Raw genomic sequence first — 17,548 nt, forward strand, 5'->3', positions numbered from 1 at the left:
GCGCAGCGAGGGCCGTGAGCGCATGCCCACCCGGCACGGCATGAGCGGGCTGGCCGGCCGCCGGGTGCTGGTCACCGGCGCGCGGGGCACGTTCGGCCGACAGCTGAGCGCCGCGCTGACCGGCGCCGGCGCCCGGGTGGTCGGGCTCGACCTGCACCCGGACCAGGACGCCGAAGTCCCGGTGCTCGGCTGCGACCTGACCGACCCGGCCGCCGTGCCGCCGGCGGTGGCCGCCGCCGTCGACCGGCTCGGCGGGCTGGACCTGCTGGTCAACAACGCCGGGGTGGGCGGCCCCGCGCCGGCCGAGCTACCGCCCGACGAGGTGGTCCGGCGGCAGCTCGAGGTCAACCTGCTCGCCGCCTGGCGGACCACCGCGGCCGCGCTGCCCGCCCTGGTGGCCGACCGAGGCCGGGTGGTCTTCGTGGCCAGCCGGATGGCCGTGCTGCCGCTGCCGCTGGCCGCCGCCTACGGGGTCAGCAAGCGCGCCCTGGTCGCGTACGCCGACGCGCTGCGCCACGAGGTCGGCACGCACGTCGGGGTCAGCGTCGTCTACCCGAGCATGGTCGCCTCACCGATCCACGACAGCACCGTCGAGGCGGGACTGTCCCTGAACGGGGTGTCCCGGCCGGAACCGGTCGAGGGCGTGGTGGCCGCGATCCTGCGCGCCGCCACCGCCCGCCGCGCGCCCCGCGACGTCGCCACCACCGGGCGGGGACGCGTCGAGCTGGCCCTGGCCCGGCACGCGCCCGCCCTCGCCGACCGGCTGGTGCGCCGTACCGTGGCCGCACGGATCGCCGCCGGCGACCTGGACGGCGCCCCGCTGGCCGCCGGCATGGTGTCCCGGCACCGGGAGTCCCGTCGGTAGGGTGCCGCCATGCCCCTGTCGCCCTACATCGCCCGGATGCGCCAGCACATCGGACCCGAGCTGCTCCTGCTCTACGGCGTCAGCGCCGTGGTGACCGACGACGCCGGACGGGTGCTGCTGGCCCGCCGCGGCGACAACGGCCGCTGGTCCGTACCGGCCGGCACGGTCGACCCCGGCGAGCAGCCGGCCGACGCGCTGGTCCGCGAGGTCCACGAGGAGACCGGCATCCGGATCGAGATCGAGCGGGTCGCCGGGGTGGCCACCCACCCGGTCGTCTACCCCAACGGCGACGCCTGCGAGTACCTCAACGTCTGGTTCCGCTGCCGGGCGGTCGGCGGCACCGCCACCCCGGACGGCGACGAGTCCCTCGCCGTCGGCTGGTTCGCCCCCGATCAGCTGCCGGAGCTGGACGACTGGTCCCGGCTGCGGATCACCACGGCGCTGGGCGCGGAGCAGACCGCCTGGTACGCCGCGCCCGGCGAGCGCCACTCGGCGCTGGACCAGCCCGACAACCTGTGAGCGCCGGCCGTCATCGGCCGGCCGGGGCCGTGCTGTCCCGCACGGTCAGCCGCGGTTGCAGCAGCGTCACCTGCGGTACGGGCTCCTCCCGCAGCCGCCGCATCAGCAGGGTGACCGCCTGCCGGCCCACCTCCTCGGCCGGCACCGGCACACAGGTGAGCCCGGACTGCTCGGCGAACTGGTCGGGGCAGATCGCCACCACCGACACGTCCTGCGGCACCCGGCGGCCCAGCAGCGGCAGGCTGGCCAGCACCGGCCCGACCGCCGACTCGTTCTGCACCACCAGGGCGGACACGTCCGGGTGGCGCTCCAGCAGCTCCGCCAGGTCCCGGCGGACCGCCGCCGGGCCCTCCTCCACCGGCAGCGTGGCCGCCTCGACGCCGAGCCGGGCGGCGGCCGCCACCACCCCGGCGCGGGTGCGGTGGGCGAAGCCGGTGCCGCGCGCGTAGACGGCCGCCGGGGCGCCCAGCAACGCGATCCGCCGGTGCCCGGCGTCGGCCAGGTGCTCCACGCAGACCTCCCCGGCCCGGTGGAAGTCCAGGTCCACACAGGCCAGCCCGGTCGGGTCGGTGGGGTGGCCGATCAGCACGCTGGGCAGCGCCAGGTCCCGCAGCAGCGGCACCCGGGAGTCCTCCAGCTCGACGTCCATCAGCAGCACCCCGTCGACCAGCGCGCTGCCGGCGATCCGGCGCAGCCCGGCGGGCCCCTCGTCGGAGGTCACCAGCAGCACGTCGTGGTCGTAGCCGCGGGCGGTGGTGACCACGGCGGTGGCGAACTGCATCACCACGGGCACCTGCATCCCGGTGCGCAGCGGCAGGACCAGGGCGATCACGTTGGCCTTGCGGCTGGCCAGCGCCCGGGCCCCGGCGTTCGGGTGGTAGCCGAGGGCGCGCACGCTGGCCAGCACCCGGTCCCGGGTGCCCGCCGAGATGGTCCGCTTGCCGCTGAGCACGTACGACACGGTGCTCGCCGCGACGCCCGCGTGCCGGGCCACGTCGGCGATGGTGACCTGCTCCCCGGCGGCACGGCCGCTCATCGGGCCGCCCCGAGGCCGTCGCCGGTGACCGCGCCGGCCGGCGCGGCGCCGCCGTGCACGGTGAGCGCGCCGACCAGCCGGATGTCCCGGGCCGAGCGGCCGACCAGCAGCGAGTGGGTGGCGTCCTCGACCACCATGGCCTGCCGGTCGGCGTCCCACCAGGCCAGCTCGGCGGTACGCAGCCGCAGGGTGACGGTGGCCCGCTCGCCCGGTGCGAGGGTGACCCGGGCGGCGTCGCGCAACTGCCGCAGCGGCTGCTTGACCCGGGAGCGCCGCTGCCGGGTGTAGAGCTGCACCACCTCGGTGCCGGTACGGGAGCCGGTGTTGGTGACCTCGACGTGCACCTCGACCTCCTCGCCGGCGCGCACCGCGGCGGCGCCCGGGCGGAGCCGAGCGTAGTCGAAGCGGGCGTAGCTCAACCCGTGCCCGAACGGGTACAGCGGCTCACCCCGGTGGTACAGGTAGGTGGCGTCCGCGCCGATGATGTCGTAGTCGAGCAGGTCGGGCAGGTCGGCGGCGTCGGCGTACCAGGTCTGGGTGAGCCGGCCCACCGGGTCGGCGTCGCCGAGCAGCACGTCGGCCAGCCCGTTGCCGTGCTCCTGCCCGCCGTGCGCGCACCACAGCACCGCCGGCAGGTGCTCCTGCGCCCAGCCGACCGCGTACGGGTAGCTGCTGGTCACCACCAGCACGGTGCGCGGGTTGGCGGCGTGCACGGCCCGCAGCAGCGCCTCCTGCCCGCCCGGCAGGGCCAGGTCGGCGCGGTCCTCGGTCTCCCGGCCGTTGACCATCGGGTGGTTGCCGAGCACGACCACGGCCACGTCGGCGGCGGCGGCCAGCGCGGCGGCCTCGGCGGGCCCGTCGGCGACCAGTTCGGCGACGACCGTGGCGGCGCTGTCCCGGTCGGCCGTGACGGTGAGTCGCCCCGCCGCGTCGACGGTGACGTACCGGTCGGTGGCCAGGTGGTGCAGCAGGGCGGTGCCGTCGGGGCGGTGCTGGAACCGGAAGGTCTCCCGGACCACCCAGCCGCCCGGGCCGGACCGGTCGTTGACCAGCACGCCGTTGTCGTCGGCGCCGATGTGCCGGCCGTTGCCGACCGCGCGCAGCGCCACCACGTCGCGTCCCCAGTCGAACACGTCGAACCAGGTGGGCTCGTCGCCGAGGATCAGCGGCCCACCGTCCGGCCCGTCCGGGCAGCGCACGTACCGCTGGCCGAGGCGCAGCGCGATGCGGTCGGTGCCGGGGTGGGTGCTGACCTCGGGCAGCCGGGCGGCCAGCCCGGCGTAGGCGCTGACCGCGTACGGCAGGGTGCCGGAGTACCAGTCGGTGTGCACGGCGTCGGCCAGCGGGCCGAGCACGGCGACCCGGGGCGGCGTGGCGGGGGAGAGGGGGAGCAGGCCGTCGTTGCGCAGCAGCACCACCGACTGGCGGGCCGCCGCGCGGGCCAGTTCCCGGTGCGCCGCGCAGTTCACCACCTCGGCCGGCACGCCCGCGTACGGGTCGTCGCCGGGCGGGTCGAGGTCGCCCAGGCGCAACCGCAGGCCGAGGACGCGGCGGACTGCGCGGTCCACGTCGGACTCGCTGATCAGGCCGCGGTGCAGCGCGTCGGTCAGCCGCCGCACGGTGAGGCCGGAGTCGGTGTCGTCCTCGGTGAAGCTGTCGATCCCGGCGCGCAGCGCGGCGGCGAAGCCCGCCACGTGCTCGGGCAGGTGCCGCTGCACGCCGGCGATGTTGCCCACCGCGCCGGCGTCGCCGACCACCAGCACCTCGCCGTCGGCGAAGCCGCGCAGCTCGGCCTCGATGAGCGGGCTCAGGTGCGCGGGTACGCCGTTGACCCGGTTGTAGGAGGCCATCACGGCCACCGCGGCGCCGGCATCGAGCGGGGCCCGGAAGGCGGGCAGTTCGTACTCGTGCAGCACCCGGGGCGGCAGGTCGCTGGAGGTGGTGGCCCGGTCGGTCTCGTTGTTGTAGCCGAGGAAGTGCTTGAGGGTGGGCGCGGTACGCAGCCGAGTCGGGTGCTCGCCGCGCAGCCCTCGCGCGTACGCGGTGGCCAGCCGGCCGGTGAGCCAGGGGTCCTCGGACCAGCCCTCCTCGTTGCGCCCCCAGCGCGGGTCGCGCAGCGGGTTGACCACGGGCGCCCACACGTTCAGACCCACCCGGTCCGGGTCGGCCTGGTGCTTGGCGCGGACCTCGTCGCCGACGGCGGCGCCCACCGCCCGGATCAGCTCGGGGTTCCAGGTCGCGGCCAGCCCGATCGCCTGCGGGAAGACCGTCGCCGGGCCGAGCCAGGCGACGCCGTGCAGCGCCTCGGTGCCGGTGCGGAACGGGGGCAGGCCGAGCCGGGGCACCGGCGCCTGCCACTGGTGCAGCAGGCCGAGCTTCTCCGGCAGGGTGAGCCGGGCCAGTAGGTCGTCCGGGCGGTGGGGGGTGCGGTCGGTCATGGGCGGGGTGCCTTCCGTGGCGTGCGGTGCCGCCCGGCGGGGTCGAAGCGCTTCGACGACCGTGCCGACGAGTGGCGGCGCGCGTGCTGGCGGGAGCGGTGGTCGGCCCGGACGCTGGTGAAGCGCTTCGACAACCGCGGAAAAAGATGCCGCTCGGGCTGCCCTTGCCAGAGCCGGCGCTACCGAGGTTGGCACCCCCGGGCCGCCCGGTCAAGAGGGGCGACGGCAGTCGGAGCGGACCACCTCGGGGCGGTTCGGCGGGTCAGGCGGCCGGGAGCCGGCCCGCCTCCACCGTGGCCAGTGCGGCGGTCGCCCCGCCGAGCGCGGTCGCGGCGGAGCCGAGGCTGCTCGCCTCCAGCCGGCAGCCGCCCTCGGCAGGGGCCAGCGTGCGGGCGGCGAGTTCGGCGCGGGCGGCCGGCAGCAGCCACTCCGCGAGGGCCGCGAAGTGCCCGCCGACCACCACCACCCGCGGGTCGAGCAGGTTGGCCAGGACGGAGACGCCGTGCCCGAGCTGCCGGCCGAGCTCGGTCAGCCCGGCCAGCACGGCGTCGTCACCGCCGCGGGCGAGGGCCTGGATCCGGTCGAGTTCCGGCAGGTAGTCGGTGACCGGCCCGTCCTGCTCGGCGTCGGGCAGCAGGCGGCGGACCACGGCGTCCACCCCGGTGAGCGCGGCGAGGCAGCCGCGCCGACCGCACGCGCAGACCGGCCCCGCCGGGTCCAGCGGCACGTGCCCGATCTCGCCGGCGAAGCCCCGGCCGCCGCGCAGCAGCCGGCCGCCGCTGACCAGGCCGGCGCCGACCGCCACCCCGCCGGTCAGGTGGATCAGGTCGGCTGTGCCGGCGTACGGGCCGTGGCGCTGCTCGGCCAGCACGGCGAGGTTGGCGTCGGTGTCGACGGCCACGGTGAAGCCCGGCTGCCGCAGCGCGCGGCGCAGCTCGGCGGCGAGCGGCACGTCCCGCCAGCCCAGGGCGGGCGCCAGCGGCACCGCGTCGTCGGTGTCGACCAGTCCGGGCACGCCGACGGTGAGGCCGAGCACGGTGCGCCCCTGCGCGCCGATGCGGGTGATCGCGCGGCGGGCCAGCGCGGCGAGCGCCTGCACGGTCTCCGCGGCGGTGGCGGCCGGCGCGGCGAAGGCCCGCCGCCAGGTGAGCAGGCGGTTGCCGCCGAGGTCGACGCCGACCACCACCAGCTCGTCGGCGCCGATCTGCAGGCCGAGCCCGGCGTAGGGCGCGCCGTCGAGGACGAGCATGGTGGCCGGGCGGCCGACCCGGTTCTCGGTCAGCCCGGTCTCGCGCAGCAGCCGCCGGTCGATCAGCTCGGTGACCAGGCTGGAGACGGTGGCCTTGTTGAGGCCGGTGTGCGCCGCGATGTCGGCCCGCGAGCAGGGCGCGTGCAGGCGGACGTGCCGCAGGACCACGGCCCGGTTGGCCACCCGCACATCGCCCAGGTCGGTGGCTCGGGGTGGGGTGTGGATGCTGATCACGCGCTGCCCGCTTCCTGCGCCGACGGTCCCGGTGGTGCGGACCTCATCATCGCCTACCTCCGTGGCCGACCCGGGCCCGCCACCACCGGCTGTCTTGTGGGCGGCATCACCGTCGTCTAATTTGTTCGGCTAGAACCCCAACTAATCCTATGCGGATCCCCAGTCCTCACGAAACCCGTACCCACGAAGGGAGTGCGCCGTGAAGCCGTCCCTGCCGGGCGTATCCACCGACCGCCGGAGCGTGCTGCGGCTGATCGGCCTCGGCACCGCCGCCACCCTGGGCAGCGGCACCCTGGCCGCCTGCAGCAAGGAGGCGGGCAGCAAGGGCACCGCCACCAAGGCCGACGCCATCCGGTCGGTGCTGCCCACCTACAAGCCGGCCGAGCTGCTCAAGCCGGACATCCCGGGCGACGGGCCGATCCCCGACGGCTACCTCGCCTACCCCCGCCAGCTCGTGGACGCGGTCACCGAACAGCCCGGCCGTGGCGGCCCGGCGATCCGCACCATGAGCCCCTGGTGGGGGCCGACCCCGCCGACCCTGGGCAAGAACTCCTACCTCGCCGCCGTCAACGCCAAGCTCGGCGTCGACGTCGACCCGAGCCTGCAGGACGGCACCACCTACGCCGACAAGCTCAACGCCATGCTCGGCGCCCGCGACGTGCCGGACCTGCTCAGCATCCCGAACTGGGAGGTCGACAAGATCGCCCGGTTCTCCGACGCCGCCAAGGCGCTCTTCGAGGACCTCACCGACCACCTCAAGGGCGACGCCGCCGCGACGTACCCGTACCTGGCGTCGCTGCCCACCGGGGCCTGGGAGTACTCGGTGTGGGGCGGCCGGCTCTCCGCGGTGCCGTTCCCCACCGACGGGCCGTTCGGCTGGGCGCTGTTTCATCGCAAGGACCTGCTCGACAAGGCCGGGCTGGCCGCCCCGACGTCCCCCGAGGAATTGCACGAGCTGGGGCGCAAGCTCACCGATCCGGCCAAGGGCGTATGGGCCTTCGGCACGGTGTTCGACATGGTCCAGCAGTTCTTCGGCTGCCAGCAGATCTGGCGCAAGAAGCCCGACGGCGGCCTGGAGCACAAGTACGAGAACCCGGCCTTCGCCGCCGCGCTGGAGTTCACCGCGAAGCTGTTCGCCGACGGCCTGGTCCACCCGGACACCGTGTCCAGCAAGGGCGCCGACGAGAAGCAGTTGTTCAAATCCGGCAAGATCATTATGTACCAGGACGGCCTCGGCGCCTGGCAGGGCATGCAGAGCGAGCAGACCAAGGTGCTGCCCAGCTTCGACATGCAGCCGTTGCCGGTCTTCGGCGCCAACGGGGGCAAGCCGCTGATCTGGGGCAGCGAGAAGCCGATCTTCTTCACCTTCGTCAAGAAGGGCCTCGGCAAGGACCGGGTCGGCGAGCTGCTGCGGGTGCTCAACTGGTGCGCCGCCCCGTTCGGCAGCCGCGAGTTCGAGCTGCGCGAGTACGGCGTGGAGGGCAAGCACTTCACCCGCTCGGCCGACGGCAGCCCGGCGCTGACCGAACTGGGCCGCCGGGAGATGGGCGCCCAGTACACCCACATCGGCGGCCGGGTCCCGGTCAAGGTACGCAGCGCCGACACCCCCAACTACGTGCAGGAGTACCTCGGCTACTACAACAAGAACATCGGGCTCATGGAGAAGGACCTGTTCGCCGGGATCAAGCTGGAGTTGCCCGCCAACTGGTCGAAGCTCCTCCAGCCCACCGAGGACAAGCTGCGCGACATCCTGCGCGGGCGGCGGCCGCTCAGTGACCTGGAGGCGGTCAAGAAGGAGTTCTTCGCCACCGGCGGCGAGGAGGGGCGCGCGTTCCACGAGAAGGCGCTCGCCGACAACGGCCGATGAGCGGGACCCTGCTCCTGGCCGCGCCGGCGGTCGCCGGGCGCCGTGCGGTGACCGCATGAGCGCCCGAGGGACCGCCGGCGTGGTCGACACGCCGGCGACCGAGGTGCCCGTACCGCAGCGACCCAGGCCGCGGCGGCGCCGGTTGCGGGCCCGGCTGGCCCGCGACTGGCCGCTGCTGGCGATGACCGCGCCGGCCGCCGCGCTGCTGCTGGTCTTCCACTACCTGCCGACCCTGGGCAACGTCATCGCCTTCCAGGACTACAACCCGTTCCTCGGCGACGGCCCGCTCGACGCGTTCCTGGGCAGCGAGTGGATCGGCTTCGGCAACTTCGAGGTCCTCTTCACCGACCCGCTGTTCTGGGACGCGGTCCGCAACACCCTCACCATCACCGCGTTCCAGCTGGTGTTCTTCTTCCCGCTGCCCATCCTGCTGGCGATCCTGCTCAACAGCGTGGTCTCCGGCCGGGTGCGGGCCTTCGTGCAGAGCGTGGTCTACCTGCCGCACTTCTTCAGCTGGGTGCTGGTGGTCACGTTCTTCGTGCAGATGCTCGGCGGCGCCGGCCTGCTCGCCCAGCAGATGCGCGAGCTCGGGATGCAGCCGTGGGCGATCATGACCAACCCGGACACCTTCATCGTCCTGGTCACCGGCGAGGCGGTGTGGAAGGACCTCGGCTGGGGCGCGATCGTCTTCCTGGCCGCCCTCGCCGCCATCGACCCCAACCTGTACGAGGCGGCGGCCGCCGACGGCGCCGGACGGTGGCGGCGGCTGTGGCACATCACCCTGCCCGGCCTGCGGCCGGTGATCGTGCTGCTGCTCATCATGCGCCTCGGCGACGCCCTGTCGGTCGGCTTCGAGCAGTTCATCCTGCAGCGGGACGCGGTCGGCCGGGACGCCGCCGAGGTGCTCGACACGTTCGTCTACTACCAGGCCATCGTCACCCAGCAGTGGGGACTGGGCGCGGCCGCCGGCCTGTTCAAGGCGGTGGTAGGCCTGGCGCTGATCCTCACCGCCAACCACGTCGCGCACCGGCTCGGCGAGCAGGGGGTGTACTCGAAATCATGACTGTGACCACCGAGCCCGCGGCGCGGCGACGTCCGCGGTCCGGGCGAGCACCGTGGGAGGAACCACCATCGCCGCTCGGCGCGGCCACCAAGGCGGTGCTGCTGACCCTGCTCGTGGCGGCCGTGCTGCTGCCGCTCTGGACGGTGCTGGTGACCAGCCTCGCCTCCCGGGAGACCATCGATGCGGCCGGCGGGATGGTGCTGGTGCCCCGCGAGGTCGACCCGTCGGCGTACCTGACCATCTTCAACGGCGGGCAGATCAGCCGGGCGGTCTGGATCAGCACGCTGGTCACCGTGGTCGGCACCGCGCTGAGCCTGACGCTGACCGTGCTGGCCGCGTACGGGCTGTCCCGGCCCGGCTCGGTGGGGCACCGGGGGCTGCTCTTCTTCTTCCTGCTGACCTTCCTGATCTTCCCGGGGCTGGTGCCCAGCTACCTGGTGGTCGCCGGGCTCGGCCTCAAGGACAGCATCTGGTCGCTGATCCTGCCCAGCGCGATCAGCGTGTTCAACCTGGTGGTCATCCGGGCGTTCTTCCTGAACATCCCCGCCGAGCTGCTCGACAGCGCCCGCGTCGACGGGGCCGGGGAGCTGCGCATCCTCTGGCGGATCGCGTTGCCGCTGTCCCGGGCGGTGGTCGCCGTGGTCGGCCTGTTCTACGCCGTCGGCTACTGGAACGCCTACTTCAACTCGGTGCTCTACATCGACGACAACGACATGTTCCCGATCCAGCGGGTGCTGCAGAGCTACATCCTGGCCGGGCAGTCGCCGAGCGTCTCCGGCGCCGCGGTCAGCCTGCCCGGGATCACCGCCTACCCGCCGACGCTCGCGGTGAAGATGGCCGTCGTGGTGGTCACCGTGATCCCCGCGGTGATCGTCTTCCCGTTCGTGCAGCGACACTTCACCAAGGGTGTGATCACCGGAGCGGTGAAGGGCTGAGCGGCCCGGGTGGCGCCCGACCGTCCGGGCGTCGGGCGCCACCCGGGCGTCAGGCCGGGAACCAGCCGTCGAACGGGGTCACCGGCACCGGCGAGCCGTCGAGCAGCACCCGCCGTGGGGTGTCCGCGCCGACCACGCTCACCCGGCGTACGTCCAGCGGGCCGTCGACCCGGACCCGCACGGTGTCCCCGTCGCGGACCGCGGTGACCAGGGTGTCACCGCCCTCGTCGGACACCACGGCGCGGCCGTCCACGCCACCCCAGGAGACCAGGGTGACGTCCCGGAACGGCCCCTCCGCGACGGTGCCGGCCGGAGGCAGCACCGGGATCAGCGCGCCGTGGCGGACGTAGAGCGGCAGCCGGTCGATCGGCACGTCGACGCGCAGGTGACGGCCGCCGGGATGGCGCTGTCCGGTGGCCGCGTCGAGCCAGTCGGCACCGGTGGGCAGGTAGACGTCGCGCCGCCCGGACGGGTCGAGCACCGGGGCGACCAGCAGGTCGGTGCCGAGCCGGTACTGCAGGTCGACGGTCCAGGCCGTCGGGTCCTCGGGGGTGTCGAGCAGCAGCGCCCGCAGCATCGGCGTGCCGGTCCGGGCGGCCACCACCGCCGCCGACCACAGGTACGGCAGCAGCCGGTAGCGCAGCCGCAGCGCGGCCACCGCGTGTCGTTCCGCCTCGGGCGGGAAGTCCCACGGCAGCCGGCTGGTGGTGCCGTGCAGCCGGACCAGTGGGGACAGCGCGCCGAACTGGGTCCAGCGCACGTACAGGTCCGGCTCGGGCGTGCCGTGGAAGCCGCCGGTGTCGTGGCTCCAGAACGGCACCCCGGACAGCCCGTGCGACAGGCCGCCGCGCAGCGTGCTGGCCATTCCCGGCCAGGTGGCGTTGACGTCGCCGCTCCACTGCGCGCTGTGCCGCTGCCCGCCCAGGTAGGAGGAGCGCGCCCACACCGTGCGGTGCCCGGCCACCTCCTCGGTGACGCGGGCGACCACGTCGTTGAAGAGCAGCGCGTACACGTTGTGCAGCTCGACGCCGGTCATCCCGTTGTGGGCCACCGCGTCGGCGGGCACCCCCTCGGCGAAGTCGGTCTTGAACACGGCCACGCCCTGCTCCAGCAGCGGGCGCAGCAGCCCGGTGAACCAGCGCACCGCCGCCGGGTTGGTGAGGTCGACGATGGCGCAGACCGGATAGCTGCCGTGCCAGGTGTCGGCGACGTACGTGCTGCCGTCGGCGCGGCGCAGGAAGTAGCCGGCGGCCTCCGCCTCGGCGTACAGCGGGCTGCCGGTCATCAGGTACGGGTTCATCCAGAGGCAGACCCGGAAGCCCTGCTCGCTGAGGGTCTTGAGCATCCCGGCCGGGTCGGGGAAGGCCTCCTCGTCCCAGCGCAGGTCCGACCAGTTCCCGGCGACCTGCCAATAGCAGTCCAGGTGCAGCACGTCGCAGGGGATGTCCCGCTCCCGGATCAGCCGGGCCCGTTCGAGGACCCGCTGCTGGCTGTCGGGGAAGAAGCCGGAGGAGATCCACGCGCCGAACGCCCAGCGCGGCGGCAGGTACGGCCGACCGGTCAGCCGGTCGAACCGGTCCAGCACCTCGGCCGGGGTCGGCCCGGCCAGCACGTAGTAGTCGAGCAGGTCGTCGGGGACCAGCAGTTGCACGCTGCTGTGGGTGGCGGCGCAGACGTCGAACTGCACCGGCAGCCCGCTGTCGACCAGCACCCCGTAGCCCCGGTCGGAGAGGTAGAACGGCACGTTCTTGTGCGAGCGGTCCGACTCGCCGCCGAAGGCGTCGAAGTTCCACATCAGCGGCCGCTGGCCACGCTTGTCCAGCGGGGTGAACTTCTCCCCGAACCCGACGAACCGTTCGTCGCCGGGGGCGGTGAAGCTCTCGTGCCAGGCCACCGGCGCGCCAGCCGCGTAGGAGCGCCCGAGCGGCAGGGTGCGCCGGCGGCCGCTGATGTCGTGGGTGCCGGGGTCGGCGGCGAGCAGCAGCCGCCCGTCCGGGGCGAGGAACCGCAGCCCCCACGGGTCGAGCCGGATCTCGGCGAGCACGCCGCCGGCGTCGACGCGCACGTACCCGCCGCCGACGCTGACCCGGGCGGGCCCGGGCTGGGGGTGGACCAGGGTGAGCGCGCGGGCCGAGCGGCTGCGGGCGGCGAGGTCCTCGGCGAGGCGTACCCGGATGATCCCGTCCCCGGCGGACTCCACCCGGGCGGCCAGCGTGGCGCCGTCGTCGGTGGTGGCCGCCAGGGTGACCCCGTGCGGGTCGGTGCCGACCACCTCGGCCCGGGTGACGACGGCGGCCCCCTGCTCGCCGGGCGCCCGGGCCGGCAGCTCGGGCGGGTCGGCCACGAAGGTCTCGTACGGGACCAGGGGCGGGCGGTACGGCATGGGCGTCTCCTCGAAGGCCGGCCGGGGCGGTACCGCCAGTTTCTTTGGATTCCCAACTAACTGTCAATGTTGTAGCGCATTGACTTGCCCCCTTGCGGTTTCTACTTTGTACGGGATGTCAACCAACCCGGTGCGGGACGGCGATCGGCTCTGCTACGGCGGGGACTGGAACCCGGAGCAGTGGCCGGCCGAGGTGTGGCGGGAGGACGTCGCGCTGATGCGCCGCGCCGGGGTCAACCTGGTCACCGTCGGCGTGTTCGCCTGGTCCCGGCTCGAACCGGCCCCCGGCCGGCACACCGCCGACTGGCTCGACCGGGTGCTCGACCTGCTGCACGACAACGGCATCCGGGCCGCCCTGGCCACCCCCACCACCGCCCCGCCACCGTGGTTCACGCTGGCCCACCCCGACGCGCTGCCGGTCACCGCCGACGGCGTACGCCTGCACCACGGCAGCCGCGACACCTACTGCGCCGCCGCGCCCGCGTACCGGGCCGCCGCCCGGGACATCGCCGGGTTCCTCGCCGACCGGTACGCCCACCACCCCGCCCTGGCCCTGTGGCACGTGCACAACGAGTACGGCACCACCTGCCACTGCCCGCACGCCGACGCGGCGTTCCGCCGCTGGCTGGCCGACCGGTACGGCGACCTCGACACGCTCAACGCCGCCTGGGTGACCAGCTTCTGGAGCCAGCACTACTCGGACTGGGCGCAGCTGGCCACCCCGCGCGCCACCCAGTACCTGGGCAACCCGGGCCAGCTGCTCGACTTCCGCCGGTTCTGGTCGGACACCCTGCTGGCCGCGTACACCGAGCAGCGGGACCTGCTGCGGGCGGCCAACCCGGCGGTGCCGGTCACCACCAACTACGTCCTCGGCGACTGGGTGCCGGTCGACCACACCCGCTGGGCGTCCGAGGTGGACCTCGTCGCCATCGACCACTACCCGTCGGCGGTCGACGGCGGCGCGGAGGAGCAGACCGCGCTCGCCGCCGACCTGGCGCGCGGCTGGGCCCGGCACGGCGCGCGCGGGCGCGGCGCCGGCGACGACTCGTGGCTGCTGATGGAGAGCGCGCCCAACCAGATCCACGCCGCCGGTCGGATGCACACCAAGGAACCCGGCCGGCTGGCCCGGCACAGCCTCGCGCACGTCGCCCGCGGCTCGCGCGGGGTGATGTTCTTCCAGTGGCGCGCCCCGGCCGGCGGCGCGGAACGCTTCCACTCCGCCGTGGTCCCGCACGCCGGACCGGACAGCCGGGTGTTCCGGGAGGCGGCACAGCTCGGCGACCTGCTCGGCCGGATCACCGAGGCCACCGCCGGGCGGGTGGCCGCCGCCGTGGCGCTGGCCTGGGACGCGGCCAGCACCTGGGCGCTGCGCCACCCCGGCATGCCGTCCCGGGCGCCCGACCACCACGCCGAGGTGGCCGCCGCGCACCGGGCGCTGTGGCGGGCCGGCGTCGCCTGCGACCTGGTACCGCCCGGCGACCCGCTGGACGGCTACCGGCTGCTCGTGCTCCCCGCCCTCTACCTGGCCGCCGACGCCACCGTCGACTGGGTACGCCGGCACGTCGACGCCGGCGGGCACCTGCTGGTGACCTGGCTCAGCGGTGTCGCCGACGAGCACGCCCGGATCCGCCTCGGCGGCTACCCCGGCGCGTTCCGCGACCTGCTCGGCATCCGGGTCGAGGAGTTTCACCCGCTGGCCGACGGCGACCGGGTCGCGCTGACCGGCGGCGGGTACGGCGAGCTCTGGACCGAGACCGTCCACCTCGCCGGGGCCGAGCCGGTCGCCGGGTACCGCGGCGGTGTGCTCGACGGCCGACCCGCGATCACCCGGCACCACCGCGGCGACGCGCTCGCCTGGTACGTCTCCACCCGCCCCGACGACGGCACCTATCAGCGGCTGCTGGCCGGGGCGGCCCGCGACGCCGGCGTCGCCCCGGTCTGCCCGGCGGCGCCGCCCGGGGTGGAGGCGGTCCGCCGCCACGACGGTGACCGCAGCTGGCTGTTCCTGCTCAACCACACCGACCGGCCGCAGCGGATCCCCGCCGCGGGAACGGACCTGGTCACCGGAGTGACCGTGGACGAGGTGGTCACCGTCGCCGCCGGCGGCGTGGCGGTGCTGCGCGAGCGCCGCTGACCGTCCGGTCGGCGGGGTCGCCGCGGGTGGCGGGGGCGGGCCACACTACCGGGATGCCGATCGTGCTGCGCGCCGCGCCCACCCCGACCGCCCCCGGCCTGCTGCTGCGGCCCTGGCGGGACGGCGACGCCGACGAGTTGCTGGCCGCCTACCGGGATCCGCTGCTGCGCAGGTGGACCCGGCAGCCGCTGACCGGCCGCGCGGACGTCCGCGCCTTCCTGCGGCGCAGCCGGCAGGGCTGGGCCGCCGGGTGCCGGTTCAGCATCGCCGTGCTGGAGCCGACCGACACCGGGGAGCGGCTGGTGGCGCACGTGCTGCTCAAGGAGGTCACCCCCGGCCGGCCGTACGCCGAGGTGGGCTACTGGACGGCGGGGTCGGCCCGGGGACGCGGGGTGGCGCCGCGCGCCGTCGACGCGGTCAGCGCCTGGGCGTTCGCCCGCTTCGCCGCCGCCGGGCTGACCCGCCTGGAGCTGCTGCACCAGGTCGACAACCCGGCCTCCTGCCGGGTGGCGCAGAAGAGCGGGTACGCCTTCGTCGAGGTGCTGCCGGCCCGGCCGCCGTTTCCCCGCGACGGGCACCGCCACGTCCGGCACCGGCCCTGAGCGCCGCCGCCGGTCCTGGGCCCGAGTGGATCAGCGGTCAGCGGTCGGCGGACCGGTCTCGCCGTCGGCGGCGCGCGCCGGGCCGAGCAGGCGCAGCAGCAGCCGCGGTTCGCCCGGCCACGCCTCCAGCAGCACCGGGCGGGGCACCCGCCGGCCGGCGTAGCGCAGCGCCAGGGCCACCACGACGATGTCGTCGAGCGGGCCGATCACCGGCAGGAACTCGGGGATCAGGTCGATCGGGCTGGCCAGCCAGAGCCCGGCCAGCACGACGGCGACCCTGGCCCGGCGGGGCACCCGGGGATCGCGGCGCAGCCGCCGCACCGCGGTCAGGCAGTCGGGGATGAACGCGGCCAGGTCCCGCAGCAGGCCCGGCGGCAGCCGGCGGGCCAGCAGCACCAGCAGCGCCCAGCTCGCCAGCAGGCCGGCCACCCCCACCGCCAGCCCGATCAGCCAGTCGCGCCACACCGTCGGTCCCTCCCGCAGGGGTACGGCCGCTCGCCGGCCCACCCGGAATCTACGCCGCGCCGGCCCCGCCCGCGCGGCGGGAATGCCGGGCCCTCGGCAGGCGCTGACCCTGGTCAGGACCAGCGGATACGGTGGAACGCGGAGGTGACAGGGTGCCGACTGGTTGGGAGGCGGCGGTCGAGGCGCAGATCCGCTCGGCCCAGGAGCGGGGCGAGTTCGACAACCTGCCCGGCGCCGGCAAGCCGATCCCCGGGCGTGACCTGCCGTACGACGAGTCCTGGTGGATCAAGAGCTTCCTGGAGCGGGAGAAGCTCCCCGGCGACCTGCTGCTGCCCACGCCGCTGCAGTTGCGCCGCCGGGTCGAGCGACTTCCCGACGAGGTGCGCGACCTGCCCACCGAGGAGTCGGTCCGGGCGTACGTGGTCGAGCTGAACACGCAGATCGTGTCCTGGCTGCGCACCCCGACCGGCCCGCGGGTGGTGGTCCGCCCGGTCAACGCCGACGAGACCGTACGCCGCTGGCGCGCCGACCGGCAGCGCGCCGCGACCAGCGCGACGCCGGCCGCCACCGACGCCGCGGCTGCCCTGGCCGCCTCCGACACCGCGCCGCCGTACGTCGAGCGGACCCCCGGGGAGGCCGGACGACGGCGCTGGTGGCGGCTGCCCTGGCGACGCCGCTGACGGACCGGGCCGGCCCGCGCCCTCAGCGCAGGGTGAGCGCGGTCTCGGCGCCGACGCGGGTCAGCTTCTCCGGGTTGCGGACGTAGTAGAGGCCGGTGATCCGGCCGTCCTCGACCCGGGCCGCCATGATGCCGTCGAGTTCGCCGTCCAGGTAGACGACGAGCGCCGGGCTGCCGTTGACCACGGTCGGTCCGGCGGTGATCGTGCCGGTGAGCTTGCCCAGCCCGCCGACGAACATGCGGGCCACCTTCCCGGCGCTGCTGACCGGTCGCGGCACCGCCTGCTTCACGCCGCCGCCGTCGCCGACCAGGACGACGTCCGGGGCGAGCACGTCCAGCAGGCCCTGCAGGTCCCGGGTTTCGAGCGCGCGCTGGAACGACTCCAGCACGACGCGGGCCTCGCCCGGGGAGACCACCTGCCGGGGGCGGCGGGCCTCGACGTGCTGGCGGGCGCGGTGCGCGATCTGGCGGACCGCCGCCGGGCTCTTGTCCACGGCGGCGGCGATCTCGTCGTAGTCGACGCCGAAGGCCTCGCGGAGCACGAACACGGCGCGCTCGGTCGGCGAGAGGGTCTCGAGAACGAGCAGCAGCGCCATCGACACACTCTCGGCGAGTTCGACGTCCTCGGCCACGTCCGGGGTGGTGAGCAGCGGCTCGGGCAGCCAGGAGCCGACGTATGCCTCCTTGCGGCGTTTCATCGTCCGCAGCCGGTTCAGCGCCTGCCGGGTGGTGATCCGGACCAGGTACGCCCGCTGGTCGCGCACCCGCGCCAGGTCGACGGTGACCCACCGCAACCAGGTCTCCTGGAGGACGTCCTCCGCGTCGGCCGCCGAGCCGAGCAGCTCGTACGCCACGGTGAAGAGCAGGTTGCGGTGCGCCACGAAGGCGTCGGTCGCCGCGTCGGTGGCGTGGTCGCTCGTGTCGCCGGTCATCCGGAGGCCTCCGCTTCGCTGGGGTTCGCCCTCAGGACACCAGGGGAGCGGCCGGTGTGACAGTGACGCCCCTCACGGCGCCCGGGGACAGCCGTGCCGGCATTATCGGATAACCGGTAACAGTAATCCGTTAATTAGTCTCCACAA

14 protein-coding genes are annotated in these 17,548 nt (G+C 74.8%); 8 read left to right on the top strand and 6 right to left on the bottom strand.

Annotation, left to right across the window (positions count from 1 at the left end):
- The first annotated feature begins 40 nt into the window (after positions 1 to 40).
- The gene (locus AB0I11_RS16335) at positions 41 to 865 is read left to right on the top strand and encodes an SDR family oxidoreductase (RefSeq protein ID WP_357320469.1); all 825 of its coding nucleotides are present in this window, start codon (positions 41 to 43) and stop codon (positions 863 to 865) included.
- A 9-nt stretch (positions 866 to 874) separates the two neighbouring features.
- The gene (locus AB0I11_RS16340; RefSeq protein ID WP_357320146.1) at positions 875 to 1,384 is read left to right on the top strand and encodes an NUDIX domain-containing protein; all 510 of its coding nucleotides are present in this window, start codon (positions 875 to 877) and stop codon (positions 1,382 to 1,384) included.
- 10 nt (positions 1,385 to 1,394) lie between these two features.
- On the opposite strand, the gene AB0I11_RS16345 is transcribed toward AB0I11_RS16340, so the two are convergent.
- The 3 genes from AB0I11_RS16345 to AB0I11_RS16355 all read right to left on the bottom strand — a co-directional run bounded on the left by AB0I11_RS16345 (position 1,395) and on the right by AB0I11_RS16355 (position 6,341).
- The gene (locus AB0I11_RS16345; RefSeq protein ID WP_357320149.1) at positions 1,395 to 2,420 is read right to left on the bottom strand and encodes a LacI family DNA-binding transcriptional regulator; all 1,026 of its coding nucleotides are present in this window, start codon (positions 2,418 to 2,420) and stop codon (positions 1,395 to 1,397) included.
- Positions 2,417 to 4,858 (bottom strand): glycoside hydrolase family 3 C-terminal domain-containing protein, encoded by a 2,442-nt coding sequence (locus AB0I11_RS16350; protein WP_357320152.1) that lies wholly within the window; start codon positions 4,856 to 4,858, stop codon positions 2,417 to 2,419. The genes AB0I11_RS16345 and AB0I11_RS16350 overlap by 4 nt, the downstream gene beginning before the upstream one ends.
- Before the next feature lie 262 nt (positions 4,859 to 5,120).
- Complete coding sequence (locus AB0I11_RS16355) at positions 5,121 to 6,341, bottom strand: ROK family transcriptional regulator (RefSeq protein WP_357320155.1); 1,221 nt, start codon at positions 6,339 to 6,341, stop codon at positions 5,121 to 5,123.
- Between the two features lie 199 nt (positions 6,342 to 6,540).
- Here AB0I11_RS16355 and AB0I11_RS16360 point away from each other — a divergent pair, with 199 nt between their 5' ends.
- From AB0I11_RS16360 to AB0I11_RS16370, 3 genes are read left to right on the top strand one after another with little or no spacing between them, the layout of a single operon-like run.
- Positions 6,541 to 8,208, top strand: coding sequence for an extracellular solute-binding protein (locus AB0I11_RS16360; protein ID WP_357320157.1), 1,668 nt, complete (start codon positions 6,541 to 6,543; stop codon positions 8,206 to 8,208).
- Between the two features lie 55 nt (positions 8,209 to 8,263).
- A complete protein-coding gene (locus AB0I11_RS16365) occupies positions 8,264 to 9,271 on the top strand; it encodes an ABC transporter permease subunit (protein WP_357320161.1) in 1,008 nt (335 codons plus the stop codon).
- Positions 9,268 to 10,206 (top strand): carbohydrate ABC transporter permease, encoded by a 939-nt coding sequence (locus AB0I11_RS16370; RefSeq protein WP_357320164.1) that lies wholly within the window; start codon positions 9,268 to 9,270, stop codon positions 10,204 to 10,206. The genes AB0I11_RS16365 and AB0I11_RS16370 overlap by 4 nt, the downstream gene beginning before the upstream one ends.
- A 49-nt stretch (positions 10,207 to 10,255) precedes the next feature.
- On the opposite strand, the gene AB0I11_RS16375 is transcribed toward AB0I11_RS16370, so the two are convergent.
- Positions 10,256 to 12,589, bottom strand: coding sequence for a TIM-barrel domain-containing protein (locus AB0I11_RS16375; RefSeq protein ID WP_357320167.1), 2,334 nt, complete (start codon positions 12,587 to 12,589; stop codon positions 10,256 to 10,258).
- Positions 12,590 to 12,704: 115 nt separating this feature from the next.
- On the opposite strand from AB0I11_RS16375, the gene AB0I11_RS16380 reads away from it, so the two are divergent.
- Complete coding sequence (locus AB0I11_RS16380; protein WP_357320170.1) at positions 12,705 to 14,723, top strand: beta-galactosidase; 2,019 nt, start codon at positions 12,705 to 12,707, stop codon at positions 14,721 to 14,723.
- A gap of 53 nt (positions 14,724 to 14,776) precedes the next feature.
- Positions 14,777 to 15,325: a GNAT family N-acetyltransferase gene (locus AB0I11_RS16385; protein WP_357320173.1), complete on the top strand. Its 549-nt coding sequence runs from the start codon at positions 14,777 to 14,779 to the stop codon at positions 15,323 to 15,325.
- A 30-nt stretch (positions 15,326 to 15,355) separates the two neighbouring features.
- Here AB0I11_RS16385 and AB0I11_RS16390 read toward each other — a convergent pair whose 3' ends face one another.
- The gene (locus AB0I11_RS16390) at positions 15,356 to 15,790 is read right to left on the bottom strand and encodes a DUF1232 domain-containing protein (RefSeq protein WP_357320471.1); all 435 of its coding nucleotides are present in this window, start codon (positions 15,788 to 15,790) and stop codon (positions 15,356 to 15,358) included.
- A gap of 152 nt (positions 15,791 to 15,942) precedes the next feature.
- Between AB0I11_RS16390 and AB0I11_RS16395 the strand changes: the two genes are divergently transcribed.
- Positions 15,943 to 16,470 carry a DUF1992 domain-containing protein gene (locus tag AB0I11_RS16395; protein ID WP_357320175.1) on the top strand — a complete coding sequence of 176 codons (528 nt, stop codon included), beginning with the start codon at positions 15,943 to 15,945 and terminating at the stop codon, positions 16,468 to 16,470.
- Between the two features lie 22 nt (positions 16,471 to 16,492).
- On the opposite strand, the gene AB0I11_RS16400 is transcribed toward AB0I11_RS16395, so the two are convergent.
- Positions 16,493 to 17,401 carry an RNA polymerase sigma-70 factor gene (locus AB0I11_RS16400; protein WP_357320178.1) on the bottom strand — a complete coding sequence of 303 codons (909 nt, stop codon included), beginning with the start codon at positions 17,399 to 17,401 and terminating at the stop codon, positions 16,493 to 16,495.
- Positions 17,402 to 17,548: the final 147 nt, after the last annotated feature.

It is taken from the genome of Micromonospora sp. NPDC050495, from assembly GCF_040655175.1.
Taxonomy (GTDB): Bacteria; Actinomycetota; Actinomycetes; order Mycobacteriales; family Micromonosporaceae; genus Micromonospora.

Excerpts from the sequence above, each read along its gene's own strand:
- AB0I11_RS16365 (WP_357320161.1), top strand. The coding sequence starts at position 8,264 with ATGAGCGCCCGAGGGACCGCCGGCGTGGTCGACACGCCGGCGACCGAG.
- AB0I11_RS16380 (WP_357320170.1), top strand. The coding sequence starts at position 12,705 with ATGTCAACCAACCCGGTGCGGGACGGCGATCGGCTCTGCTACGGCGGG.
- AB0I11_RS16385 (WP_357320173.1), top strand. The coding sequence starts at position 14,777 with ATGCCGATCGTGCTGCGCGCCGCGCCCACCCCGACCGCCCCCGGCCTG.
- AB0I11_RS16335 (WP_357320469.1), top strand. The coding sequence starts at position 41 with ATGAGCGGGCTGGCCGGCCGCCGGGTGCTGGTCACCGGCGCGCGGGGC.
- AB0I11_RS16340 (WP_357320146.1), top strand. The coding sequence starts at position 875 with ATGCCCCTGTCGCCCTACATCGCCCGGATGCGCCAGCACATCGGACCC.
- AB0I11_RS16370 (WP_357320164.1), top strand. The coding sequence starts at position 9,268 with ATGACTGTGACCACCGAGCCCGCGGCGCGGCGACGTCCGCGGTCCGGG.
- AB0I11_RS16350 (WP_357320152.1), bottom strand. The coding sequence starts at position 4,858 with ATGACCGACCGCACCCCCCACCGCCCGGACGACCTACTGGCCCGGCTC.
- AB0I11_RS16375 (WP_357320167.1), bottom strand. The coding sequence starts at position 12,589 with ATGCCGTACCGCCCGCCCCTGGTCCCGTACGAGACCTTCGTGGCCGAC.
- AB0I11_RS16400 (WP_357320178.1), bottom strand. The coding sequence starts at position 17,401 with ATGACCGGCGACACGAGCGACCACGCCACCGACGCGGCGACCGACGCC.
- AB0I11_RS16345 (WP_357320149.1), bottom strand. The coding sequence starts at position 2,420 with ATGAGCGGCCGTGCCGCCGGGGAGCAGGTCACCATCGCCGACGTGGCC.